The following is a 25,580-nucleotide window of genomic DNA, read 5'->3' on the forward strand; positions in this document are numbered from 1 at the left end:
CACACTCGCCAGAGGCGATTGAGGACACTTTTATAAGCTGAAATACAACAAATAAAAAAGGATAAGCCGGCATTGGCTTATCCTTTTTTATGTGAGTTGCTTAACTCACCTTTTCAGCAACTATACATGTGGAGTAGGAGCGAGTAGGGTTTAAAGTATAAAGGGTTAGTTTTTGCCGATCGAGTTATTGTCCAGGAGCATGAACTTCTTCACCTGGTCGCCAATCCTGATCTCGAACTCACCTGCTTCTGTCGTTTTCTTGCCATCACGGTTGATATAACTCAGGTCATCAGCTGTTAAGGTGAAAGACAGCGTTTTGCTTTCGCCTGGCTTCAAGGCAATTTTCTCAAAGCGGCGGAGGCGTTTCACATCCGGTGTAATGCCGGTGGCATAAAGGTCAGAAGTATAAAGGTGCACAACTTCTTTGCCTTCCCGTTTACCGGTGTTAGTTACCTGTATACTTACATTGATGGGCTCATTCATGCGCACGCTCTCTTTGTTCAGGGCAAGGTTGCTATACTTAAAGGTAGTATAGCTCAGGCCATGGCCAAATTCGTACTGCGGGTTGTAGTCGGCTTCGTAGTTGTAAACGCCTTCCGCCTTGCGTTGCTCCGCCGATGGCTTGTGGATAAATGGCACCAGGGCATTTGGGTAGCGTGGGTAGTTGTAAGGCAGTTTTCCAGATGGATTCACGTCACCGAAGAGCACATCTGCCAGGGCGTCTCCGCCATAGTTGCCCGGCTGGTAAATCTGCACAATGCCTTTCATCTGCGGCTCAAAACGGCTGATCACGCGTGGACGACCTTCGTTCAGCACCAGAATAACCGGCTTGCCTGTCTGCGCTAGCTTTTTGGCCAGCTCTGTCTGCAGCTCTGAAATGTAAATGTCGTTTATGTTACCAGGCGTTTCGGTAGAGGTGTTCTCGCCGAGGCAAAGTATAATGGCGTCTGCTTTTTTAGCTGCGGCCAAAGCGGCTTCCATTTTGTCGGCAAACTCTTCGTAGTAAAAGCCATCCATTTTGTAGCTCACGCCCGGTACATACGTCACGTTGCCAGCGCCTATCTCTTTCTGCACAGACTCCAGTATGGTGTTATACTTGCCGGCAAACTCTTCTACTTTTTCGCCTTGCCACGAATAGGTCCAGGCGCCGTTCAGGGTACGCATGCTGTTGGCATTCGGGCCGGTTACCAGCACTTTCATACCCTTCTTCAGAGGAAGTACATTATTCTCATTTTTGAGCAACGTGATCGATTCAGCAGCCATCTGGTAAGCCGCGTCTTCATGCTCCTTGCTGGCAAACTTTGGATAATCCTTCGGGTTGGTAGTAGGCTTTTCGAACAGGTTCAGGTTATACTTCACGCGCAGTATACGACGTACCGCATCATCAATACGCTCCTGCTTTACTTTGCCCTCTTTTACCAGCTCCACCAGGCCATTGCAGAACGGCTCGTAGTTATAAGCGATCATCGACATGTCAACGCCCGCATTGATGGCCATCATGATGGCATCTTTCATGGTCGGAGCTACTTTGTCGCGGGTGTGCAGGTATTCTATATCGCCCCAATCGGTAACTACCAGTCCTTTAAAGCCTAGTTCCTCTTTCAGGAGCTTGGTCAGGATATCGTGGTTGGAATGTACCGGCACGCCGTTGATGATGCCGGAGTTGATCATGATCGTCTGAGAGCCGGCGTCGATGGCTGCCTTGAAAGATGGCAGGTGGTACTCACGCAGCGCTACCTCCGGAATGTAGGTAGGCGTGCGGTCTTTACCGGAGCTAGGCACTTGGTAACCCAGGAAGTGCTTCATACAGGAAGCCACATGCTCTGGGTGTCCAATGCTGTTATCATCTCCTTCATAACCTTTGATCATCTGCACTCCCAGCTCGGAGATCAGGTATGGATCTTCACCAAACGTCTCGAACTGACGCGAAAATTGAGGGTCCGGAGCAAAGTCCAGCACTGGGGAGAAGTTCCAGGGAATAGAGCTGGCGCGGGTTTCGTAGGCCGTGATCTCTGCACCACGTCGTACCAGTTCCCGGTTACGGCTGGCGCCCTGGCCTATCTGCTGCGGAAACATGGTGCCCCCTGCAGTATAGGTAGCGCCGTGTATCTGGTCTACGCCGTAAATAACCGGAATCTTCATGCGGGTTTTGTTCATCGCGAAGTCCTGTATCTGGCTGATGATCTCATGCCATTTCTCAGGAGTTCTTGCTCTGTTATTTGCCGTGTTCAGCACCGAGCCGATCTTATAGTCTACCAGTGCTTTTCGCAGCTCGACCGTGTCCAGAGCCAGCGGCTCGTAACTGGAGAACCTGTTGTCGCCTTTGCCTACCACGTCCAGCGTGATCTGCGCCATCTGGCCTACTTTTTCTTCCAGCGTCATTTTACTGAGCAGGTCCTCTATTTTCCTGTCCAATTCCGTCATAACAGGGGCAGCCTGTGCGTTGGTAGCTGTATCCTCAGAAGGAGCAGTTGCTGTTTTCTGTGTCTGACAGCCTGAAAGTATAGCGTAAGCTAAAAAGGCTGTAAGTGTTACATTTTTTAATTTCATGTAGCTGTTCTATCGTTGGGTATTCGTTTTGTTTTCTATCAGTTCTTCTGATTCGTAATCTTCCGGCGGAGCCGGTAATGTCAGCGTTTTCCCTTTTCTGTATCCTTTCCCGAAGGAGCAGAAGCGATCGCTTTTACCGGAAGTGAAACTCTTGTTTTTCCGGATTGATGTTGCCTTGCGTTTTACCATACATATGTGCCGACTGCCCCTTGATTAAGGGTGGTGGTAACAATGTTGCCTTTGTAGCGGATGTTGAAGGTTTTAGAAGCCGGGCTCTCATTCAGCACAATGAGCACTTTATCGCCTTTGGGAGCTTTAAAGGCTACGTTCGGAAGCGCCGCAGTCATACTGGAGCCTATCCTGACCGCATCTGGCCTTACAAATTTGGAAGCATGCGCGATGATGTAGTAAGCAGGATTCCGGATAACACCACCGCCGTTAATGGTTATAGCGCCCAGGCATTGCGTGCAGCCGCCTTCGGTGTGCGGGTCCTGGTTCTGATCAGCAGCCAGGTTCCACTCCAGCACAGTTTTACACCAGTTTCGGGTAGCGCCGATGGTCAAATTCTTAGTATGCCATGCCAGATCGCCGGCCAGGTTGCCCGGCGCTCCCACCCACTGTTCGGTAAAGTATAAATTCTTGTCCGGGTGCGCTTTGTGTACATGCTCCAGGGCATCAATGGTGCCGCCGTACAGGTGAAAAGCAGAACCGTCTATATACTTTTTGGCTTCCGGATCATTCAGAATGCTGATGGGGTAATCTATCCGATCTGCATTGTGGTCGTAAATGATGATCTTGGTGTCGAGGCTAGCCTCCTTGAAAGCAGGCCCGAGGCTTTGCTTGATAAACTGCGCCTGCTCTGTGGCCGGCATCAGCAGGCTCGGGTTGTTGCCTGGGTGCAGGGGTTCGTTCTGTACCGTTATCGCATCGATCCGGATACCTTCGGCAGCCATGGCCTGGATGTACTTGACAAAGTACTTGGCATAGGCATCGTAAAATTCCGGCTTCAGACTACCACCTACAGAACTATTGTTCGTTTTCATCCAGGTAGGAGGGGACCAGGGTGAGCCCATGAACTTGATCCCCGGATTGATCGCCAGAATCTCTTTCAGCACCGGAATCAGGTGCTCACGGTCCGGGCCGAGGTCAAAGCGGGTCATCTCAGGGTCTGTTTGCCCTGCCGGCAGATCGTTGTAGGAAAACACGTGGTCCGACAGATCCGAAGCACCTATACTTATCCTGAGATAACTCACGCCTATACCTGAACCTTCCGTTGAGAAAAGCTCCTTTAAGAGGGCAGCCCGTGAAGCAGGCGCCATCTTATGGATCAGCATGGCGCTTCCTCCGGTCAGGGTATAGCCAAAGCCATCCATGGTCTGGAAAGTAGCGGTTGTATCGATGTCGATGGTAGGATGCTGGTTTTCGGCAGCTCCGAAAGCAAGTTCAGTGGTTTGCTGCTGGAACAGGACAGAAGCAACAGGGTCTGTAAGCCAGAATGTTACCTTTTCACCGGCAGGCTTTTCTGTTTTACTGCTTCCAGTGCTTTTATCTGTATTTTCCTTTTTGCAGGACAGGAAAGCTGGTAAGATAAGTATCAGCACCCACTTTCTCAGCAAGTTGTTTTCAAGATGTTTCACGTGGGGATGTTAAGTGGTACAATCTGTTTCAGTCGATCAGTTTAGACCTTACTTTTCAATCATTTTGTACACTCTTACATAATCAACTTCCATGGTTTGCGGGTAAACACTTGGGTCCACTCCCTGGGCTCCGCCCCAGTTACCGCCCACCGCAATGTTCATGAGCAGGTGAAACCGTTTGTCGAAAGGCCATTCCTCGAATCCTTTCCCGCTGTTGATAAACTCGAAAACAGGCAGGTTATCGATGTAGCCGCGTACGGCATAAGGCGTCCAGTCGACGCGGTAAAGGTGGAAAGCAGTGCTGGCTGTTTCGATCACTTTGCTTTTGCCTTTTTCAGTTTTTTTAGCGTGGTTGAACGCCTCAGTATGCACCGTAATGTGGACGTTGTTCTGGTCGTAGCCCACATGCTCCATGATGTCGATCTCGCCGGACTTCGGCCAGCCGCCATAAGCCCAGTCGGTTGGCAGCATCCAGATTGCCGGCCAGGTGCCCCTGCCTGTTGGGAGCTTTGCTTTTATCTCGAACCTACCGTACAGAAAGTCACCTTTGTTTTTAGACACCAGTCGGGCAGAAGTATACTCCTTGCCTTCTTTGTTCTCTTTTCTGGCGGTTATCTTTAACGTGCCATCGGCTACGTTTGCGTTGCTGGTGCTGTTGGTATAGTACTGAAGCTCGTTGTTACCCCAGCCGGTGCCGCCAATATCATAGCCCCACTTGTTTTGGTCTGGTTGCCCGGAGTTATCAAACTCATCAGCCCATACAGGAGAGGTTTCGAACTGCCAGCTCAGGTCCTGTGGTGCTTTCGGTTTGGAGATGTATGGTTGGGGTTCTTCTGATTTGGAGCCGCACGATGCAACCATCGACAGAAAAAGGGAAGTGGCTATAAATAGCATTGATTTATACTTTATACTTCTACAAATAGACATGATAGGGTATTAGGTAGGTACAGTTTCTGCAACTATAAACCGTTGAGAATCGGGTAGAGGGGTAAGAACAGGCCGGAACCATTGCTGGCTCCGGCCTATACTTAGTTGGTTGGTTATTTTTCTAATCTGAAATCATCCAGGAAGAAGATGCCTGGGATAAAGTTACCTTCGCCGCCTACCTGAATCACGATTCTGTTCAGGTCCTTACGGTCTTTATAAGGAGAGAAGTCGAATGTCAGCTCCACCCATTTATCTACTTCATTTACCTGCTGTTTGACCTCTACCTGGTTAACCCATGGCTGAGCTGAAGTACCGTTCTGCAATTTTACAGACACCTGCTTTAGCAGATTCTTGATTGCCCAGTCCTCGCCGGCAGACTTGTTAAAGTCGTTGTAGCTTGGTATAAACACTTTAAGCTTGAAGACATTGCGGGTGTTCAGGTCAAAATCAAATGGGAAGTCGGTAAACATGTTGGCAAACTCATACGCTTTGCCTTCCTGCTTCACATACATGGCAACTTTAGCCGAGGTGTTGATGCCGATCGGAGCAGGGTTGTCGTAGCTCTCGTTCAGTGTCAGCGCTTCTTTCTTCCAAACCACATTTCCGTCTTTGTCAAAGTCATCATACATATCTGTAATTCGGTACGGACGCTGCTCAACAGGGTGCGTATAGCCCTTTGGTACCAGACGAATCCACCAGCCATTAGCTGCATTTGATGCGTCTCCACCTTTCAGGTAGAGCTCGTTCTCTGCTAATTTAAGGATCTCGTAACGGGATACGCCTGTATAGTAAGCCACAAATCCTTTGTTGGATAGCACCAGGTATTTCTTGCCTCCTTCTTCCACGATGCTCCATACCATACCAGTTGGAGGCGTGTAGTTTAAGGTATAGTCAGCACTTTGCTTTGTGCCTCCCAGGCCGGCTGCGTTGGATCCGTTAACAAAGGTGTTACCGTTGTTCTGGTAAGTATAGGCAAAGCCGTTCAGGTTGAAGGTCATCTCGTCGTCATACAAGCCTTCAGACGCTTTGTCGTTTGGCGGAGCTGACCACCATTCCGGGGTAGCTGCTGCGATCGGACCAACACCCATGTGGCCTGCCTTGTGGCGGTCAACCACCCAGGTTTTACCTTTTTCGTTGTCGGCACCACCGGTCAGGAAGTTATAATCTTCTCTGTCGAGCATTTTTACATTGGTTTCTGCTATCTCAACGGTTTTCGTGTTAGACGCATAGCCTCCTTTTGTGAAGATGGTCAGTTTTACGGTGTAACTGCCTTCAACCGGGAAAGCGCCCTCTACCTGGTTGCCTTCTGCAGTTGTACCATTTCCAAAATCCCAGATGGCCTTGAAAGCTCCCGGAGTATTGTTTGTAAATGTGATGATGTTGGCATTATCCGACTTTGGAGTAGCCGAGAACTGTACAGCCTCCGATTTTGGAGCAGGAGCTAGCCCGCCATCCATTTCCTCCGGCGTACATGCGGCAAACATACTTGCCATCAGTGCCATTGCCAGGTAAGAATAAACGCTGGTTAAAAATCTATTATATTTCATGATTTTCTTTTTGTTAAAGTAAATAACCTGGCCTTATCTGTATTCAGGGTTCTGAACCAGCTTTGTGTTATTTAATTCGCGCTGAGGTATAGGCAACACCTCATGCTTGCCAGCTACAAAACCCATTGGCGCCAGCACGGTTGCCGCTCTGCCTGTGCGTACCAGGTCGTAGAAGCGGTGGCCTTCTGTTGCCAGTTCCAATCTACGCTCGGTATAGATGTTCTCCAGGGTAGGAGCAACCGGAGCAAGGCCTACACGGGCACGAACAGCATTCAGCAGGGCACCGGCTCTGGTCACATCGCCGCCACCTTGTACCAGCGCTTCGGCTTCCATCAGGTAGGTATCTGCCAGTCGGATCTCGATGTAGTCGTTCGGGTAGTTGAGGATCACATCGCCACCGCCCTTGCTTAGCCATTCTGTTTTTGGAGCATACTTCTTGATAAAATAGCCGGTGTCGTCAAAGCTTGGCTCATACTTGGCATCTTCTATACTTTTGATATCCAGCACGGTGTGCTCGTAGCGCGGGTCACCTTTCAGGGCATTAACCAAGTCTGTAGAAAGCGGGTTGAAACCCCAGCCAGCTTCGTAAGTTGGACCGGAGTAGCCTCTCGGACCAAACATCAGCACGGCCACGTTACCTTCAAAGTTAGGCCAGCTGCCCCAGCCGCCATTGCCCAGCGAAGTATGCACGATCTCGAAAATAGACTCGCTGTTGAATTTGTTGGCAGGGCTAAAGATTGCGCCGTAATTATCCAGTAATTTATAGCCATACATGCTGGTACCGCCTGGCGTACCGTTCACATCAGCGAACTGGGCAGCTGCTTCAGACCATTTCTTTTGGTACAGCAACACTTTGCCCAGCAATGCCTTGGCAGCACCCTGTGTTACCCGACCACCTTCTGTTGAGACAGGCACGGTAGTCGGTAAGTTAGGGATGGCCTCTTTCAGGTCTTTTTCGATCTGAGCATATACTACTTCCGGAGCCACCTGCTCCTGGTTGAACAGTTCTGATGTTTCAAGCGGTGCCGTAAACAACGGTACGTTTCTGAAAAGGCGCACCAGGTCGAAGTAGAAGTAACCACGAAGGAACTTTGCCTCGGCTATGTATCTGTCCGCCATTGGTTGTGAAAGACCCGGTACACCAGTTTGTAATTTTGAAAGTATGGTATTGGCTCTGGAAACACCTCTGAAGTTCCGGTTCCAATATTCTTCCTGCGGGCCGGTTTCCGGGTTCAGTGTAAAGCGGTTCCATACCTGCCAGGTGTTCATGTCTGAAGGACCGCCACCGCCTGCATGTGCGTCGTCGGAAGCAGCGTTTACGGCTCCGAAGTTGTGGTAGGTATTGCTAGCCTGCCAGCCAAGCGGGTCATAAGCAGCAACCAAGCCGGCATAAGCTTCTTCAGGGGTTTTGTAGTAATTACTCTCCAGGATCGTGCCTTTCGGGTCTACATCCAGGAACTCATCTTCACAGGAGCTGAACAACGGTAGTCCTAAAGCAAAGAGAGCAGTATATATAAGATGTTTACGTTTCATTTTTCTTGTTTTAAAATTCCGTTCTACTAGAAACCTACATTTACACCAACCATGAAGGAGCGCGCCTGCGGATAGAAGGCACGATCAATACCCATGATGCTGCCACCAATTTCAGGGTCGAAGCCAGTGTATTTTGTGAAAGTGAGCAGGTTGTTGCTGCTTACATAAAAGCGCGCTTTCTGAATAGCTACTTTTTCAGTCAGGGAAGAAGGAAGGGTGTAGCCAACCTGGAATGTCTTGATTCTGAAATAGTCGCCATCTTCTAGATAGAAGTCTGAAGGATTTGAGAAGTTGCCGTTAGGGTCGTTGGTAGAAAGACGAGGATACTCGTTAGTAGAGCCTTCTCCTGTCCAGCGGCCCAGCGCTTTTGACTGCCAGTTCGCGTTGGTGATTTCCAGACGACGCAACCCCTGGAAGATCTTGTTACCCGTTACACCCTGACCAAACACAAGCAGGTCGAAGTTTTTCCAGGCAGCATTCAGGGTTACACCAAAGGTCCAGTCCGGGAGTGGCTTGCCCAGCACCATGCGGTCTTCAGGAGTGATCTTGCCGTCATCGTTCAGGTCAGTCCAGCGGAAATCGCCCGGTACGGCGTTCGGCTGTATCACTTTGCCTTCTGAATTTTTATAGTTGGCAACCTCTTCTTCGTTCTGGAAGATACCGTTTGTCTTATAGCCATAGAAAGTGCCGAAAGGCTGGCCTACAATGTGGCGGTTCAGTCTGCCGTTAAATGTCTGTATGCTTGCAGTATTGTCTTCCGTGAACTCTTTTCCGCTTTCAAGCGAAAGAATCTCATTCTTTATATAAGAAGCATTACCGCTTATACCAAAATTTACTTCGCCAATCTGTTTGTTGTAACCCAGTTCCAGTTCTATACCTCTGTTTTGCATATCAGCGATGTTGGCAGTCGGATTTCCGGTAGAACCAACATAGCCCGGCAGTTCCAGTGGTCTTAGAATTCCGGATGTCTTCTTGTTGAACCAGTCGAATGTGAAGTTGAAGTTGCTTAGCAGGGTAGATTCAAAACCGATGTTGGTTTGAGCTGTTTCCTCCCATCTTAGGTCAGGGTTAGCCGGTGCATTCGGGCTGTAACCGATGGTATAGCCTTCATAACCAAATGTATAGTTTCGGCCAGATCCGATGGTAGGCACAAAGGCAAAGTTAGGAGAGGCGTCGTTACCTACCACCCCGTAAGAACCGCGGATCTTCAGGTAATCAACAATCTTGTTTTCAGGCCAGAAGCTTTCGCTAGAGGTAACCCAACCTACTGAAACAGAAGGGAAGTAACCGTACTGGTAGTTTTCACCGAATCTGGATGAACCGTCTCTTCTGATAATACCCGTAAACAGGTATCGCTCGTTAAAATCGTAGGTTACACGTCCGAACAGGGAGCTGATTGTGTGAGCTATACCGTCATAAGCCCCCGCTGTAATGCTGGTAGTCGGAACCGGCAGGTTGAAAGAAGCATCGTCGAAATTATTAGCCGGAATAGCGTTATAGCTCACATTCAAGCCCGATGTCATGGCATCTCTGTAAGCACCCTGGCCAAGCAGCGCGCTGAAGTTATGGCTGCCAAATTCTCTGGAGTAAGAAAGGATGTTTTCGATGTTGTAGTCGATTACCCTATTTCTGTTGCGGCTACGGTTTGTCTGCTGGCTTGTAGTGGAAGCGTTCAGATAGAATATTGGTCGGAAGCTTTCGCCGCCCCAATATGCAAGTTTACCGCCGAGCGTGGATCTGAATTTAAGGCCTTTCAGTGGCTCAATCTCAGCAAAAGCATTGCCTACGATGTTATCAGACCAGCCATAATTGCCCAACTGGGTCTGGATATAAGCCAGCGGGTTGGTCATTTCCTGCATCACCGTAGTAGAAATACCGTAAGGATAGCCTTGCCCGTTTCGGATAACCGGTTGCCTGTTGTAGACGCTGTTAGGGTCATCAAGAATAGCCGGGTCTGTTATCAGTACCGGTGTGGTAGGGTCGAGGTTGATGGCAGAGTTAAGCGGACCACCAAATTCGGTGTTGGGGTTGAACCCGCCCATACTCTTCACGTGCGAATATCCAAGTGTTTGCCCTAGTGTAAGCCACTTGGTAACTTTATGGGTAGAGTTCAGGCGTACGTTATGGCGCTCGTAGTTAGATATTTCGGTAGCTACAATACCTTCCTGGTTCAGGTAACCATAGGAAGCATAGAAAGTAGACACATTATTGCCGCCGCTGATGGCAACATCATGGTTCTGAATACGGGCGTCGTCGTTGAAAACGTATTCCTGCCAGTCCGTGCCTTCGCCTAATGACTGGGGATCAGGGTATACGATGCTGCCTCCACCTGCAACGGATGCTTCGTTTCGCAGGGTCGCATACTCGATCGCATTTAACAGATCCAGCTTACGGGAAGGAGCCTGTGTACCGAAGTAACCGTTGTAGTTTACCCGGATACTTCCTTCTTTGCCCTTTTTAGTCGTTACCAGGATAACGCCTGCCGCACCACGGGTACCGTAAATAGCAGCAGAAGCCGCATCTTTCAGCACTTCGATGGATTCGATGTCAGACTGGTTCAGGTAGTCGATGCCACCGTTTACTACCACACCATCCACTACATAAAGCGGACTGTTGTTGTTTAAGGTAGTGATACCTCGTACCCTTACTGTAGATTCGGCACCGGGGGCACCGGAGTTAGAAGCAACTGTAACGCCGGATGTTCTGCCCTGCAGGGCTTGCTCTACACGCGTGATCTGCTGGTTTTCCAGATCCGAGGCTTTAACGCTGGAGATGGCGCCCGTTACGACACTTTTCTTTTGGACACCATAACCGATCACCACCACTTCCTCCAATGCCTTGGCATCAGTCTGCAAAACAATGTTGATCGAAGTACGGCCATTTACGGGTACCTCCTGTGTTAAAAAGCCAATGTAAGAGACAACTAATACGCCTCCTTCATCAGGTACATTGATAGAGTAATTACCGTTTACATCGGTTACTGCACCGGTAGTTGAGCCTTTCAGGGCAACACTGGCACCAATCAGCGGCTCTCCCGCATCAGACGTTACCCGGCCAGTTACGGTAACAGCATAGCCACTTTCCTGCGTGAGTCGTACTTTGCCCGAATTGCCTGCATAGGTAACACTATGAATGCAGGCAACCATGGAAAGACAGCCCATAGCTGAGTATAAGTATTTTCTCATGAGAAGGTAATGGTTAGGTTAGAAGTTAAACTCATTTTATGTTTATTAAGAATTAAGGTATTTCAGATACAAGGGCATGCGTTATAGCAGGAGTAGGTCTTGCTGAGGTTGCTGGCTTTGTGAGCTTTTGCCTAGGAACACGCTTTCTGGTTATTTAACTATAAGTTTACTCTAATTATGTTGGAGATCAAAAAAAGTAGCCACACCACAGCTACTTTTCGACTACGTCATGACTACGTCACTTAAACTATAGTTTATTTATAGTATTGTAAATCAGTTATATATAATTTGCTGAATGAATAAACTAAGCCATATCTTTCAAAAGAGTTGAGTGAAGATACCTGCTGCCTGCTGTTGTGAGAAGTAGTAATTTCATACTTACCAATTAGTTAAAAATGCCTCCTTTTGCCAATAGGTAGAGGGTGATTTCCTCTGAACTCATCTGTTAACTGTGGCATCATTTACTGAAAGCAAAGCAAAAAGTTAACGGGTAAGCTATCAGCACAAGGCTGTTACCAGGGTTAAGGGAAGGAGTAAAAAAGCTAATGTGAAGTATAAAGCGTTAAAGCAAAAAGGCCCGCCTGCAACACAGCAGGCGGGCCTTTTGATATCATGCCAAAGTATAACTGAAATTCATAATTCAGCATTCACCATTATCCTAATAATACCTTCCTTCCTTCAGGTAGTTCTGCACATAATCCTTTACGCCCTCTTCCAACGTATAGAAAGGTTTGTCGTAGCCGATCGAACGGAGTTTGTTCATGTTGGCTTCCGTGAAGTACTGGTACGTGTCGCGTATACTTTCCGGGGTGTCTACAAAATCGATCTCCGGTGTTACACCCATTGCCTCGAAAGTGTTCAGCGCCAGTGCCATAAAGGTGCGGGCTGTTCCGGAACCAAGGTTATAAATGCCAGAGTTCTTGCGGTGGTGCATCAGGAACATGCATACTTCCACCACATCCTTTACATACACAAAGTCGCGCATCTGCTCACCATCGGCAAAATCCGGGTTGTGCGAACGGAACAGCGTCAGGCGGCCTTTCTCTTTGATCTGGTTGTAGGCATGGAAAATAACCGAAGCCATACGGCCTTTGTGGTACTCGTTCGGGCCGTACACGTTGAAAAACTTCAGGCCTGCCCAGAAGAAAGGCTTAGCCGTCTGCTCCAGCGCCCACTTATCGAAGTCGTTTTTCGACTCACCGTACGGGTTCAGCGGCTTCAGCAACGGAATGATGGCCTCATCATCGTCGTAGCCCAGTGTGCCGGAGCCATAGGTAGCCGCCGAAGAAGCGTATACCAGCGGAATCTGGTATTCGCAGCAGGCGTTCCATACTTTTTTGGAGTAGTTCAGGTTGAGCAGGTCGAATACATCCTTGTTAAACTCTGTGGTATCAGTGCGGGCACCCAGGTGGAAAATGAACTCCACTTCTTCGTAGTTCTTGTCCAGCCACTCGAAAAAGCCATCGCGGTCTACATACTCCTTTATTTTTTTTCCCTTCAGGTTGTCTTCTTTTTTGGCGATGGAGAAATTATCCACCACCACGATATCATTAAAATTGGCTGCATTGAGCCTGCTTACAAGGCAGCTTGCAATAAAGCCGGCAGCACCAGTTACGACGATCATACTTCAGATTTATAGGCTGTAACGTAATTTGGGTTAAATTTACGAAAATAAACGGAGCAGCCGCCTTTAAAGGTATGCTACCAAAGCCATAGTTTGAGACACACCCATACTTTATACTTCAACATCTGCTGTCTTCTGCTGGTTTGCCTGCTGCCTTTTCTGCAGGGCTGCAGCGAAAAGGAGCCGCAACAGGAGCACACCGTAGTGCTGCAGGATGACCTCGGGCGGAAACTGCGGTTGCCGGCTCAGCCCAAACGTGTGATGGCCTTCTCGCCGGCCATGACCGAAATGCTGTTTGCCATCTGCGACACGGCCACCATCGTAGCCCGCACGCCCAACTGCGATTATCCTGAAGGAGTAAAAACAAAGCCGGTGGTGAATAATTATCCTGTAGACTACGAGCAGGTGCTGGCGCTGAAGCCGGATATTGTGTTCACCAGCGAAGGCATTACGCCGCTGGATGTAGCGGCCCAGCTGCAGGAACTAGGCGTAGCGGTATACTACCAGAAGTATAGAACCGTGGAAGATGTGTTCAGCGGGATGGAAGCCATTGGCCGCATTACGGGGCGGGAGCGACAAGCAAAGCACCTGGCCGATTCGCTCCGTCTACAGGTTAAAGAAATAGCACAGCGGCATACGCAAAACCAGCCGCCGCAGCGCATACTTGCCATCACCTGGACCGATCCGATCTATGTGTACGGGCAAAACACGCTACTCACCGACAAGCTACACTTACTGGGCGCTGAGAATGCCGTGCAGGAACTGTTCGACCAGCCGTACCCGGCATTGACCCGGGAGTATATCCTGAAGCTGAACCCCGATGTGCTGCTGGGAGGGAGCCCTGAAAAGCTGGAGCAGACGTTCTTCAGCCTATACCCGGAGCTGCGCAAGATCAATGCCTATCAAAACCGCCGTATCTATGCCCCGACAGGCAACCTGCTGGAGCGGCCGGGGCCGCGTGTAGTGGAATCTATACTTGAACTGGAGCGCTTCCTGTACCCATGAGCAAATTGTTATACTTTATAGTTGCCCTGTTGCTCCTACTGGCGGTGCTGTTGCTGGGCCTGCAGGTAGGTTCTTTCGAGTCAGACCTCTCTACCATAGCAGAGGCTTTCCTGAACTATAATCCTGATAACACCACACACTACGCCATTGTGCACCTGCGCCTCCCGCGCCTGCTGCTTGCCTTGGTAGTGGGGGCTTCGCTGGCCTTTTGCGGCTACCTGATGCAGGCAATGGTTAACAACGGACTGGCCGACCCCTACTTGCTGGGAACGGCTTCCGGGGCCTCGCTGGGTGCTGTTATCGTTTTCTTTGGCTTTGTGGATGTGGTGGTGGCCGGTATCTACATGCCGCCGGTGTTTGCGCTACTGGGGGCTTTTATCGTTACGCTGGTGGTGGTTATACTTGGTTACCGCAAACGGCAGCTGATTCCGGCGCAGCTCCTGCTGGCAGGCATTGCCATCAGTTCGCTGGTTACGGCTATCGTTGGGCTGCTTACGTTTCTTTCCGATTCGGAAGGCAAGCTAAAGTCTGTTATTTTCTGGTCGATGGGGAGCTTTGAGCGTGCTTCCTGGGAGTTGCTGCCGTACCCGACGGTGGCGCTGCTGTTAGCTTTAGGGCTCTTTGTTTTTCTGCAGAAACAGCTTAATATCCTGCTGCTGGGCCAGGAGCGGGCGCAGGCACTGGGCGTGCAGGTGGCCCATACGCGCTGGGCTATACTTGCCACCGTGTCAGTAGTAACCGGCTTTGCCGTGGCTACCTCGGGGCCCATCGGTTTTGTGGGGCTGATTGTACCGCACGTGACGCGGGGTCTGATGGGTACGACCGGTAAAACCAACCTGCTGTTCTGCGCCTTTATCGGAGGTCTTTTTATGCTCCTCTGCGATCTTCTATCGCGCATCATTTATCCGCCGGCCGGTTTGCCAATTGGTATCATAACTTCGTTCTTTGGTGTTCCTTTCTTTGTATATTTGCTGTCCAGAAAGAATTATAAGTTTAGCAGTTAAATGATTTACGTAAGCAGATTAGAGCATTTCAATGCGGCCCACAAGCTGCACAACCCGAATTGGTCGCTGGCGAAGAATAAGGAGGTTTTCGGGCCATGTGCAAATGTTAACTGGCATGGGCACAATTATGAGCTGATCGTGACCGTAAAAGGAAAGCCGGACCCGGAAACGGGCTTTGTGATAGACCTGAAAAAATTAAGTACCCTCATCCGCAAGCACATCATCGAGAAGGTAGACCACAAAAACCTGAACCTCGACGTGCCCTTTATGGAAGACAAACTGGCCAGTACCGAAAATTTGGTAATGGAGTTCTGGAAGATCCTGGAGCCACGCATTGCTGAAATTTCCAAGGCCAGGCTGCACAGCCTCAAATTGTATGAAACCCCACGCAACTACGTGGAGTATTTTGGTGAATAAACCGGATCAACTTTTCAATTTCTTTTTACCCCGGCTTATTGCCATGCCTGCACAGGTAGCCCTTAACGGACACTAACTGTATGAAATATTATATTATAGCCGGTGAGCGGTCAGGTGACCTGCATGCCTCCAACCTCATCAAAGAGCTTCGGAAAAAAGACCCGGAAGCGGAGATCAGAGGCTGGGGAGGCGAGATGATGCAGGAAGCTGGCATGGACCTGGTGAAGCATTACCAGGAAATGGCTTTTATGGGTTTTGCCGAGGTCTTCTCCAACCTGTTTAAAATAGCCGGTTTTCTGAAAGAGTGTAAGGCCGATATCCAGAAGTATAAACCGGATGTGGTGATACTGGTGGACTATGCCGGCTTCAACATGCGTATTGCCAAATTTGCCAAGGCACAGGGTTTAAAAGTATTCTACTACATCTCTCCAAAGATCTGGGCATGGAACCAGGGGCGTGCGCATAATATCAAGAAGTTTGTGGACCGCATGTTTGTGATCATGCCGTTTGAAGAAGAATTCTACAGCCGCTATGATTACAAAGTAGATTACATCGGCAACCCTGTTTCTGATTCGGTAACAGATCACGTGGTAACAGAGAACTTCAGAAGCCGGAACAGGCTGACGAACAACAAACCCATCATCGCCATTTTGCCGGGCAGCCGAAAACAGGAGATTGAAAGTATGCTGCACGTGATGCTAAGTGTGGTGCCGTCTTTTCGTGATTACCAGTTTGTAGTAGGAGCGGTGTCTAACTTTCCGAAGGAGTTTTACGAGGAGTATAACAAGGACGCCAACATCAAGATTGTGTACGACCAAACCTACGACCTGCTGGCGCACTCCAAAGCGGCCCTGGTTACTTCTGGTACTGCCACGCTCGAAACAGCCTTATTCAATGTGCCGCAGGTGGTGTGCTACAAAACGAGCTCTATTTCCTATAACATCGGAAAGATGGTGATCAAGGTGCCCTACATTTCGCTGGTGAACCTTATTGCAGGCAAGCAGGTGGTAACAGAGCTTATACAGGATGATTTCACGCCGAAAAAGATTGTAGCAGAGTTAAAGCAGATTCTGTTCGATAAATACTTCCTGAAAAGGCAGCTGAACGGATATGCCCTGGTGCGCGAAAGGATCGGCAATTACCGTACGGCAGAGCGGGCCGCGGAACTGATGGTGGATTATCTGAAATGATAAGTTATACTATAACAAAGGCAACAAAAAAGCCCTGAGAGTAGTCTCAGGGCTTTTTTGTTGCTTATGATCTATACTTAGGCAACGCGCAGCTGCTTCAGTGTGGATTTGTCAAATTTCTCGCGGGCATACTCGCCGGTAATTACCAGTTCTTTCTGGCCCTCTTCCGACGGCAGCTCGAACATGGCGTCTGTCATGATGCCTTCGCAGATAGAGCGCAGGCCGCGTGCTCCCAGCTTATACTCGGCGGCTTTCTCCACAATGTATTCCAGTGCTCCATCGTCGAAGGTAAGCGTGATGTTTTCCATCTCAAACAGGCGCTTGTACTGCTTCACGATAGAGTTCTTTGGCTCCAGCAGGATGCGGCGCAGTGTTTCTTTGTCCAGCGGGTCGAGGTGCGTGAGCACTGGCAGACGGCCGATAAGCTCTGGTATCAAACCAAACGACTTCAGGTCCTGCGCTGTCATGTACTTCAGGAAGTTCTCGTTTTCTTCCGCCTCATCCAGTTTAGACTTGGAGAAACCAATCGGACGTGTGTTCAGACGGTTTTTGATCAGCCTGTCGATGCCTACAAAGGCGCCTCCACAGATGAAAAGGATGTTCTCGGTGTTTACCGTGATCATTTTCTGCTCCGGGTGCTTGCGGCCTCCTTGTGGCGGAACGTTTACCACAGTGCCTTCCAGCAGTTTCAGCAGGGCCTGCTGCACGCCTTCACCGCTCACATCACGGGTAATAGAAGGGTTGTCGCTCTTACGGGCTATCTTATCAATTTCGTCGATGTATACGATGCCACGCTCTGCCGATTCCACGTTGTAATCGGCTGCCTGCAACAGGCGGGTAAGTATACTTTCCACGTCTTCACCAACGTAACCAGCCTCTGTCAGCACAGTAGCATCGGCAATACAGAAAGGTACCTGCAGGATGCCGGCCATCATACGAGCCAGGTACGTTTTACCGGTACCGGTTTCACCCACCATGATGATGTTGGACTTCTCGATCACCACATCCTCTTCGTTGGAGCGCTGCATCAGACGCTTGTAGTGGTTGTACACCGCCACCGACATTACCTTCTTCGCTTCGTCCTGACCCACTACAAATTGGTCAAGGTACTCCTTCATCTGCTTGGGCTTCATCAGATTGAATTTAGGAGTACGGCTGTTGGCACGTATCTTATTTTCTTCGTTCAGGATCTGCTGAGCCTGCCCGATACAACGGTCGCAAATGTGCGCGTTGATACCGGAGATCATCACCGATACGTCCTTCTTGTTTTTGCCGCAAAATGAGCAAGTAATTTCCGCCATAAAAAGATTGATCCAGGTTTACAAAGCTTTCAGAAGCAATGTGGAAAGCAAAGGTACAAAATTGAAAAGTTAAAGGTGCATAAATTTTATGACTTCAATGTTGATATGGTTATAAAAAGTACTCATAAATTATAAAATTTCTATTCATATATTTTTGCATAATCGCCTGAATCATAGTGTTTTATAATTAGAGTATATCCACACCGCCCTGTTGATAAATTTTTATTATACCCTTAAGTTTCGTGTAAGGTTTGAGAACCGGGAGACGTAATTGCGCTAAATTGTACAAAATAAAACCCGCTCATGTATAATGAGCGGGTTTAAAAAGAGGTTTATATACTCTTATTGGTTGCCTTACAGGGTGTTAGGCTGTCTTCTTGCGGGTTAATACCTCGTCAATCAGGCCATACTCTTTTGCCTCTTCGGCACGCATCCAGTAATCGCGGTCAGAGTTGTCGTATACTTCCTGGTACGATTTGCCAGAGTGGTCTGCCAGAATTTCATACAGTTCTTTCTTCAGCTTCAGGATCTCTCGGGCTGTGATCTCGATATCTGAAGCCTGGCCTTGAGCACCACCCATTGGCTGGTGAATCATGATACGGGCGTGCGGCAGGGCAGAACGCTTGTTTTTAGCGCCACCAGCCAAAAGCACAGCACCCATTGATGCTGCCAGACCAGTACAGATCGTAGCCACATCCGGGCTTACGTACTGCATCGTGTCATAAATACCCAGACCAGCATACACAGAGCCACCCGGGCTGTTAATGTAGAGCAGGATGTCTTTCTTCGCGTCGGCAGACTCCAGGAACAGCAGCTGCGCTGTAATGATGTTAGCGATAAAATCGTCTACCTGTGTGCCCAGGAAGATGATGCGGTCCATGATCAGACGCGAAAATACGTCGATCTCACGGAAGTTAGTCGGGCGTTCCTCAATCACGGAGCGGGTCATACTTTCAATGGTATGCATGGCTCTGCCCTCTACATGATGGATATATTGGTCTACGCCCAGGCCACTCAGGCCCTGGCCTTTTACAGCAAATTTCCGGAACTCGTCTTTGTTAAACATATCTTGTTTATTTTACGGTTTATTCAAAAATAAAAAAGTCCTTTAAAAAAAGGACTTTTTTACACTATAGTTTTTTTATCTGTTAATTAAAACGACAGATTTCTAAAGTCCTCTGCAGTGATTGTCTTCTCTGCAACAGTCATTGTCTCTCTAAGTTTTGCGAGCACCTTCTCAGCCAGTAGTTGCTCGTACTCCTGAATATAGTTACGGCCATTATCCTGGCTCAGGTACTGGTTTGCGTAGTTGTTCATGCTCTCTACCAGTTCTTCTGGTATTTCAGGCATGTTGAACTGGGCCAGCATCTTCTCTTTTGTGCTGTTTACAACCTCTTCGTTGCTTACTTTCAGCTCGTTTTGCTCTACAACCTTGTTCTTGATCATAGACCACTTCAGCTCGCGCACATATTTATCGAAGTTTTCTTCGATCTGCTCGGCAGTTAAACGGCCTTCGTTGGTTACCTGTAACCAGCGCTTGAAGAATTCGGTTGGGATTTCTACGTCAACATTGTCTACTAACGTATCAATGATATTACGGTTCAGCAGGTTTTCTGCTTCACGGTCGTAATTCTCCTGGATCGTCTCACGGATTTTGGCGTCAAGCTCTTCTTCGCTCTTAACCTCGTCTTTACCGAAAAGTTTGTCAAACAGCTCCTGGTTCAGTTCGGCAGGCTCTGTGCGGCTGATTTTCTCTACTGTAAATTCAAACTCACCGTTCAGGTCAGCTGTTACTTCCTTGCTCAGGCCTGTTACGTGCGCCAGGGCAGCGTTGTCGTCGCCAAAAGTTTTGCGGATATCAAAGCGGATCACATCGCCCTCTTTAACACCTACGAATTTATCCTGGCCTTCAACCACACGGTTAGTAGGGATAAGCGTCTTTGACTGAAACTCACCTTCTACTGCCTTCAGCTCACCGGAAATGAAGTCACCTTGCTCAGATGTCTCCGGGTTGGTAGTCTTACCAAACTGACGCTTCAGGTTCTCGTATGCCTCGTCAATAGTTTTCTGATCTACCTCAACTTTGTAGCCCTCTACGCTTTTGTCAAGCGGAAGGTTAAAGTCTGGCAGCAGGCCTACAGCATAATTAAATTCAAAGCTCTTCTGGGTATCCCAGTCGATCTCTGATTGGTTAGGCTCAGGAAGTGGCTCACCCAAAAGCTTCACATCGTTGTCTTTGATATACTTAGAGATCTGCTCCTGCAATAGTTTGTTGATCTGCTCTACCAGGATGCTCTTGCCATACATCTTTTTTACCAGACCTGCAGGTACTTTGCCTGGTCTGAAACCTTTGATCTGTGCTTTTTTGCTATATTCCTTTACTTGCTGGTCTACTTGTGTAGCGTAATCGGCCTCTTCGAGAACTACCTTCAGTTGAGCGTTCGTGCTGTCGGTTTGATTTAATGTAATATTCAAGGCTTACAAATTTTTTAGTTGAAACATCTTGTAAAAACAAACCCCCAACATGGCTGTTGAGGGTTCTGTTTATGTTGTGCGGATGGAGGGACTCGAACCCCCATGCCTCGCAGCGCTAGATCCTAAGTCTAGTGCGTCTACCAATTTCGCCACATCCGCGTGGTGTTGTTTGTAATGATGGTGCAAATTTACGCACGGTTTTTTTATTTGCAATAGATGACCCAAAAAAAAGTGAAATATTTTCTGAACGCTATCTTTCAACCCTAATCTTGGTCGCTGTTTATACTTTCCTGCAACAGATCCAAGGAGCCAAAGCCTTCTTATAGTATTGGTTACATGCTATAATCAGTTATATTTGAAACTTATAAAGCCACAGGTTAATTTATACTTATAGAAAGAGAAACAAGAGGTATACTTGGTGTAGAGCCAGTTTGCCCTACTTCTCTTCTTGAATTACTATGATCGATCCGGAAGCAGAACGCAAAGAGATCCTTAGGCATTACCGAAGATTGCTACGGTACGCAAAGCCTTTCCTTAAGGACAATGATGCCAAAATCATCAAGAAGGCTTTCAATACTTCAGTGGAGGCGCACAAAGATATGCGCCGCAAATCAGGCGAGCCTTATATACTACATCCGCTGGCCGTTGCCCAGATAGCCGTGGAAGAAATTGGCCTGGGTACTACCTCTATTGTAGCCGCACTGATGCACGATGTGGTAGAGGATACTGAGATGGAGATTGCCGACATCGAGCGCGAGTTCGGTTCGAGCGTGGCCAGGATTATCGAAGGCCTTACCAAAATCTCCGGGGTATTCGACTATGGCAGCTCGCAGCAGGCCGAGAACTTCCGTAAAATGCTGCTTACCCTCTCAGACGACGTGCGGGTTATACTTATCAAGCTTGCCGACCGCCTGCACAACATGCGCACGCTGGATAGCATGCCGCGCCACAAGCAGCTCAAGATCGCTTCTGAAACAATGTACCTCTACGCGCCACTGGCACACCGCCTGGGCTTGTATGCCATCAAATCAGAGCTAGAGGATTTATACTTAAAGTATACAGACACGGAGACGTATAAAGACATCTCCAACAAGATTCGGCAGACGCGCAGTGCCCGCAACAAGTTTATCAAGGATTTTATACATCCGATAGAGGAGGAGCTACGCCGCCACGGCTTTAAGTTTGCGATCAAAGGCAGACCAAAGTCTATCTATTCTATCCTGAAGAAGATAAAGAAGCAGAACATCACCTTCGATGAGATCTACGACCTGTTTGCTATCCGTATTATTCTGGATGTGCCGCTGGAAAACGAGAAGGCAGCCTGCTGGCAGGTATACTCTATTATAACAGACTTCTATCAGCCTAACCCCGACCGCCTGCGCGACTGGGTGAACACGCCAAAGTCGAACGGGTACGAATCGCTGCATACTACTGTCATGAGTAAATCAGGGCAGTGGGTGGAAGTGCAGATCCGCACCCAGCGCATGGATGAAATTGCCGAGCGTGGCTATGCGGCGCACTGGAAGTATAAAACCGAAAACTCAGTAGCCGAATCGGCGCTGGAGCAGTGGATAAACAAAGTGCGCGATATGCTGGAAGGCAATACGGCCAACGCGCTGGAGTTCATGGATGAGTTCCGTAAGAACTTGTTCGTGGAGGAAGTGTTCGTGTTTACACCGAAAGGCGAACTGATCATACTGCCGGACAAGGCAACCGCCCTTGACTTTGCTTTCGAGATCCACTCGCAGATAGGCATGCACTGCCTGGGAGCCAAGGTGAACCAGAAACTGGTGCCGCTGAGCTATAAGCTGCACAACGGCGACCAGGTAGAGATACTGACCTCTCAGAAGCAGAAGCCGAACGAGGAGTGGCTCAAGTATGTGGTTACCTCCAAGGCCCGATCCAGGATAAAGGAGTACCTGCGCGAGGAGCGCAAGTATAAATCTGAGCAGGGCCGACTGCTGCTGGAAAAACGATTGGATCAGCTGAAAATTGCCGATACCAATGCCAACATCAACAAGCTGCTGGCCTTCTTCAATGTGCCCACCCTGCAGGACCTCTATTATAGAGTAGCATCCGGGCGCATCGATCCTAAAAATATAAAAGAGGTGATCTTCACGGCTGCTGCCGACAAGCCTTCGTCCATACTTGATCCGAAGTCCTTCGACAAGGAGGTGCAGAAGATCAGGGGCGTGAACTCCGATATGCTGGTAATTGGCGAGCATACCTCGAACATGAAGTATAAAATAGCCAAGTGCTGCAATCCGATACCCGGCGACGACGTGTTTGGCTTTGAAGAAGGGGACGAAGATATCGAGATACACCGCACCAGTTGCCAGCGAGCCGTTGAGCTGATGTCGAACTACGGCAACCGCATTGTAAAGGCGAAATGGACGGATCAGCAGGAGCTTGCCTTCCTGGCCGGTATCCACATCAAAGGTACCGACAGGGTAGGATTGGTGAACGATCTAACAAAAGTGATCTCGAACAGTTTGAAAGTAAACATGCGCTCCATCACCATCGATTCGCATGATGGAATCTTTGAGGGTAATATCATGGTTTTTGTTAATGATACAGGCCACCTCGATAAACTGATACAGCGCATGGGCAGAGTGAACGGCGTGCTGGCAGTAGAACGATTTGAGTAAGGGTGGCGCTAGCCATATTATAATTGAGAAAACATGTCCTTAGACAATCATAAATTTGAAGAAGTAAAAAAGATCTTTACCGCCTACCTGGAGAGCAAAGGCCTGCGCAAAACGCCGGAACGATACGCTATCCTGGAGGAGATCTATTCCCGGTCGGGGCATTTTGATGTAGAATCGCTTTACATCAGCATGAAAAACAAAAACTACCAGGTTAGCCGGGCCACGGTGTACAACACACTGGATCTGCTCGTGGAGAATGACCTGGTAAGCAAGCATCAGTTTGGCCGGAATCTGGCCCAGTATGAAAAATCATACGGCTACCGGCAGCACGATCACGTAATATGTACTGAATGCCACAAGGTAGTGGAGTTTTGCGATCCACGGGTTCATCAGATCCAAAGTATGGTGGGCGAACTGTTAAATTTTCATATCTTGCACCATTCCCTAAATCTATATGGTATCTGCGGCGATTGCCGCGCCAAAAAAGCAACAGAACCGCACCATGAAGTACCAAACAGAGCTGAAGGATGAGATACTTTTCATAAGGTTGGAAGGAGACCTGATCGCAGGCCCGGACACACAGACTCTGATCACCGACGTAGATCAGAAGGTGAACGCGAATGTGTTGCTTTGTGCGGTAGATCTCTCCAACGTTCGCTTTATGGATAGCAGCGGCATGGGCGTACTTGTATCGTTGCTTACAAAGTTCAGGAACAGGGGAGGAGAGCTTGTTCTGATCAAACCTTCCGATCATATCCGCAAACTACTGATCGTAACAAAGCTGAATGCGATTTTTACCATCGCAGAAAACGATATATTTGCAGCGCAATTTCTAAAGGAATCAATTTACTAAAGTATAAATGGCAGTTGACATACTAATAGGTCTGCAGTGGGGCGACGAAGGCAAAGGCAAAATCGTTGACGTACTGGCTCCGACCTATGATATTGTTGCCCGTTTCCAGGGCGGTCCTAATGCAGGTCACACACTAGAGTTCGAAGGTACAAAGCACGTGCTGCACCAAATCCCTTCCGGTATCTTTCACCCGCATATTCAGAATATCATCGGAAATGGCGTAGTACTGGACCCGATCGTATTCCGCACCGAAATGCAGAAGCTGCAGGACCGCGGCGTGGATGCTGCTAAAAATCTTTTTATCTCTAAAAAAGCTTCCCTTATACTTCCATCACACAAGGTGCTGGACAGAGTATCGGAGGAAGCCCTGGGCAGCGGAAAAATTGGTTCTACCCTGAAAGGGATCGGACCGACCTACCAAGATAAAATTGGCCGCGTAGGTTTGCGCGTAGGCGACATACTGGCTCCTGATTTTAAAGAGCGTTACAATAAACTCGTAGAGCGTCACCGTAAAACAGTAGAGTTTTATGGCCAATCCCTTGACTTAGGTGAGCAGGAACAGACTTTCTTCGAAGCGGTGGATTACCTGCGCTCGCTGCAGCTGGTAGACAGCGAATACATGATCAACGAAGCACTGAAAAGTGGTAAGCGTATTCTGGCAGAAGGTGCTCAAGGGTCTCTGTTGGATGTTGATTTTGGAACGTACCCATTTGTAACTTCTTCTACCACGTTGGTTGCCGGTGCCTGCACCGGATTGGGAGTTGCGCCAAGACACATCGGAGAAGTGTACGGAATCTTCAAAGCATACTGCACACGTGTAGGCAGCGGTCCATTCCCGACAGAGTTACTGGATGAAGTTGGAGAGCAGATACGCCAAGCAGGTAGAGAGTTCGGGTCTACAACGGGTCGTCCGCGCCGTTGCGGCTGGATAGATCTTCCAACTCTGAAATACTCGATCATGCTGAACGGCGTAACGCAACTCAACATGATGAAAGCGGATGTGCTGACAGAATTCGATACTATAAAAGTATGTACACATTATAAGCTACCTTCAGGTGAGATAACAGACCAGTTGCCGCATTCGTTGGAAACAGAAAGCCTGGAGCCGGTTTATGCAGAGCTCCCTGGCTGGAAAGTGGATCTGAACCTGATAGATTCTATAGAAGACTTGCCAGAAGCATTTAATAATTATCTGTCCTTCGTGGAAGAACATCTGCAGGTGCCTATTACAATTGTATCTGTAGGACCAGATAGAAAGAGTACGCTCAAAAGAGATAATGTACAGGTAGGATAACATCAACAAAGTATAAACTATAAAGGGCTCCCTCTATGCAAAAGAGGAAGCCCTTTTGTTTTTAGAAAAGTCAAGTATGATCAAGTATGAAGAAGAGCAGATGCAATGAACTTCTGGCTGAGGTATAAAGTCTATCAATAGCTCCGAAAGGGAAGTATGGAGAAGAGATGAAGAGTAAAAAAATCTAAAGTATTCCGGAACTTCCGGTACCAGGTGCGTTGTTAATCCTAAGCGCCGGAGAGAAAAGAGAGAGATGAATAAGTATAAAAAAGCTTAGCGGCAGGTAAACCCTGAACTATTTTTCCAATGTTTTCCCGTAGCCCTTCAGGCAGTTAGCAGAAACCCGCCTAGGCTGAGCAGCAAAGTTAAGGGCAAGGGCTTGCAAAGCCA

General features: G+C 48.5%; 19 protein-coding genes and 1 tRNA gene. 8 read left to right on the plus strand and 12 right to left on the minus strand.

Annotated features, from left to right (window positions below):
- Positions 1–165 precede the first annotated feature (165 nt).
- The 8 genes from MJ611_RS18905 to rfaD all read right to left on the minus strand — a co-directional run bounded on the left by MJ611_RS18905 (position 166) and on the right by rfaD (position 13,003).
- Positions 166–2,550 carry a glycoside hydrolase family 3 N-terminal domain-containing protein gene (locus MJ611_RS18905; RefSeq protein ID WP_250432005.1) on the minus strand — a complete coding sequence of 795 codons (2,385 nt, stop codon included), beginning with the start codon at positions 2,548–2,550 and terminating at the stop codon, positions 166–168.
- A gap of 9 nt (positions 2,551–2,559) precedes the next feature.
- On the minus strand, positions 2,560–2,739 hold the full coding sequence (locus MJ611_RS18910; RefSeq protein ID WP_250432006.1) for a hypothetical protein: 180 nt from the start codon (positions 2,737–2,739) through the stop codon (positions 2,560–2,562).
- Complete coding sequence (locus tag MJ611_RS18915; RefSeq protein WP_250432007.1) at positions 2,733–4,187, minus strand: glycoside hydrolase family 30 protein; 1,455 nt, start codon at positions 4,185–4,187, stop codon at positions 2,733–2,735. Before MJ611_RS18915 ends, MJ611_RS18910 begins: the two co-directional genes overlap by 7 nt.
- Positions 4,188–4,235: 48 nt before the next feature.
- Positions 4,236–5,081 carry a glycoside hydrolase family 16 protein gene (locus MJ611_RS18920; RefSeq protein WP_250432008.1) on the minus strand — a complete coding sequence of 282 codons (846 nt, stop codon included), beginning with the start codon at positions 5,079–5,081 and terminating at the stop codon, positions 4,236–4,238.
- A 146-nt stretch (positions 5,082–5,227) separates the two neighbouring features.
- Positions 5,228–6,661: a PKD domain-containing protein gene (locus tag MJ611_RS18925; protein WP_250432009.1), complete on the minus strand. Its 1,434-nt coding sequence runs from the start codon at positions 6,659–6,661 to the stop codon at positions 5,228–5,230.
- Between the two features lie 33 nt (positions 6,662–6,694).
- Positions 6,695–8,194 (minus strand): RagB/SusD family nutrient uptake outer membrane protein, encoded by a 1,500-nt coding sequence (locus tag MJ611_RS18930; RefSeq protein WP_250432010.1) that lies wholly within the window; start codon positions 8,192–8,194, stop codon positions 6,695–6,697.
- A gap of 26 nt (positions 8,195–8,220) precedes the next feature.
- Positions 8,221–11,379, minus strand: coding sequence for a SusC/RagA family TonB-linked outer membrane protein (locus MJ611_RS18935; protein WP_250432011.1), 3,159 nt, complete (start codon positions 11,377–11,379; stop codon positions 8,221–8,223).
- 658 nt (positions 11,380–12,037) lie between these two features.
- Positions 12,038–13,003 carry an ADP-glyceromanno-heptose 6-epimerase gene (gene rfaD / locus MJ611_RS18940; protein ID WP_250432012.1) on the minus strand — a complete coding sequence of 322 codons (966 nt, stop codon included), beginning with the start codon at positions 13,001–13,003 and terminating at the stop codon, positions 12,038–12,040.
- Positions 13,004–13,096: 93 nt separating this feature from the next.
- Between rfaD and MJ611_RS18945 the strand changes: the two genes are divergently transcribed.
- The 4 genes from MJ611_RS18945 (at position 13,097) to lpxB (ending at position 16,619) form a co-directional block, all read left to right on the plus strand.
- The gene (locus MJ611_RS18945) at positions 13,097–14,008 is read left to right on the plus strand and encodes an ABC transporter substrate-binding protein (protein WP_250432013.1); all 912 of its coding nucleotides are present in this window, start codon (positions 13,097–13,099) and stop codon (positions 14,006–14,008) included.
- A complete protein-coding gene (locus tag MJ611_RS18950; RefSeq protein ID WP_250432014.1) occupies positions 14,005–15,012 on the plus strand; it encodes a FecCD family ABC transporter permease in 1,008 nt (335 codons plus the stop codon). The genes MJ611_RS18945 and MJ611_RS18950 overlap by 4 nt, the downstream gene beginning before the upstream one ends.
- A complete protein-coding gene (locus MJ611_RS18955) occupies positions 15,013–15,429 on the plus strand; it encodes a 6-pyruvoyl trahydropterin synthase family protein (RefSeq protein WP_250432015.1) in 417 nt (138 codons plus the stop codon).
- A gap of 80 nt (positions 15,430–15,509) precedes the next feature.
- Positions 15,510–16,619 (plus strand): lipid-A-disaccharide synthase, encoded by a 1,110-nt coding sequence (lpxB, locus tag MJ611_RS18960; protein ID WP_250432016.1) that lies wholly within the window; start codon positions 15,510–15,512, stop codon positions 16,617–16,619.
- A gap of 77 nt (positions 16,620–16,696) precedes the next feature.
- Here the strand turns inward: lpxB and clpX are convergent, their stop codons facing one another.
- The 4 genes from clpX to MJ611_RS18980 all read right to left on the minus strand — a co-directional run bounded on the left by clpX (position 16,697) and on the right by MJ611_RS18980 (position 20,554).
- Positions 16,697–17,920, minus strand: coding sequence for an ATP-dependent Clp protease ATP-binding subunit ClpX (gene clpX / locus MJ611_RS18965; RefSeq protein WP_250432017.1), 1,224 nt, complete (start codon positions 17,918–17,920; stop codon positions 16,697–16,699).
- Positions 17,921–18,284: 364 nt separating this feature from the next.
- A complete protein-coding gene (locus MJ611_RS18970) occupies positions 18,285–18,986 on the minus strand; it encodes a ClpP family protease (protein WP_262921709.1) in 702 nt (233 codons plus the stop codon).
- Between the two features lie 86 nt (positions 18,987–19,072).
- Entirely contained in the window at positions 19,073–20,395 is a 1,323-nt protein-coding gene (tig, locus tag MJ611_RS18975; RefSeq protein ID WP_250432018.1) for a trigger factor, read from the minus strand.
- Positions 20,396–20,472: 77 nt separating this feature from the next.
- Positions 20,473–20,554: transfer RNA gene (locus MJ611_RS18980), tRNA-Leu, on the minus strand.
- A 299-nt stretch (positions 20,555–20,853) separates the two neighbouring features.
- On the opposite strand from MJ611_RS18980, the gene MJ611_RS18985 reads away from it, so the two are divergent.
- Genes MJ611_RS18985 through MJ611_RS19000 form a run of 4 tightly spaced genes read left to right on the plus strand, consistent with a single transcriptional unit; the run spans position 20,854 to position 25,190 of the window.
- Positions 20,854–23,043 (plus strand): RelA/SpoT family protein, encoded by a 2,190-nt coding sequence (locus tag MJ611_RS18985; RefSeq protein ID WP_262921710.1) that lies wholly within the window; start codon positions 20,854–20,856, stop codon positions 23,041–23,043.
- A 33-nt stretch (positions 23,044–23,076) separates the two neighbouring features.
- The gene (locus tag MJ611_RS18990) at positions 23,077–23,574 is read left to right on the plus strand and encodes a Fur family transcriptional regulator (RefSeq protein ID WP_250432019.1); all 498 of its coding nucleotides are present in this window, start codon (positions 23,077–23,079) and stop codon (positions 23,572–23,574) included.
- Positions 23,546–23,896, plus strand: a complete 351-nt coding sequence (locus MJ611_RS18995; RefSeq protein WP_250432020.1) for an STAS domain-containing protein — start codon at positions 23,546–23,548, stop codon at positions 23,894–23,896. Before MJ611_RS18990 ends, MJ611_RS18995 begins: the two co-directional genes overlap by 29 nt.
- Positions 23,897–23,903: 7 nt before the next feature.
- Positions 23,904–25,190, plus strand: coding sequence for an adenylosuccinate synthase (locus tag MJ611_RS19000; protein WP_250432021.1), 1,287 nt, complete (start codon positions 23,904–23,906; stop codon positions 25,188–25,190).
- The last annotated feature ends 390 nt before the right edge of the window (positions 25,191–25,580 follow it).

It is taken from the genome of Pontibacter ruber, assembly GCF_023630205.1.
Classification (GTDB): Bacteria; Bacteroidota; Bacteroidia; order Cytophagales; family Hymenobacteraceae; genus Pontibacter; species Pontibacter ruber.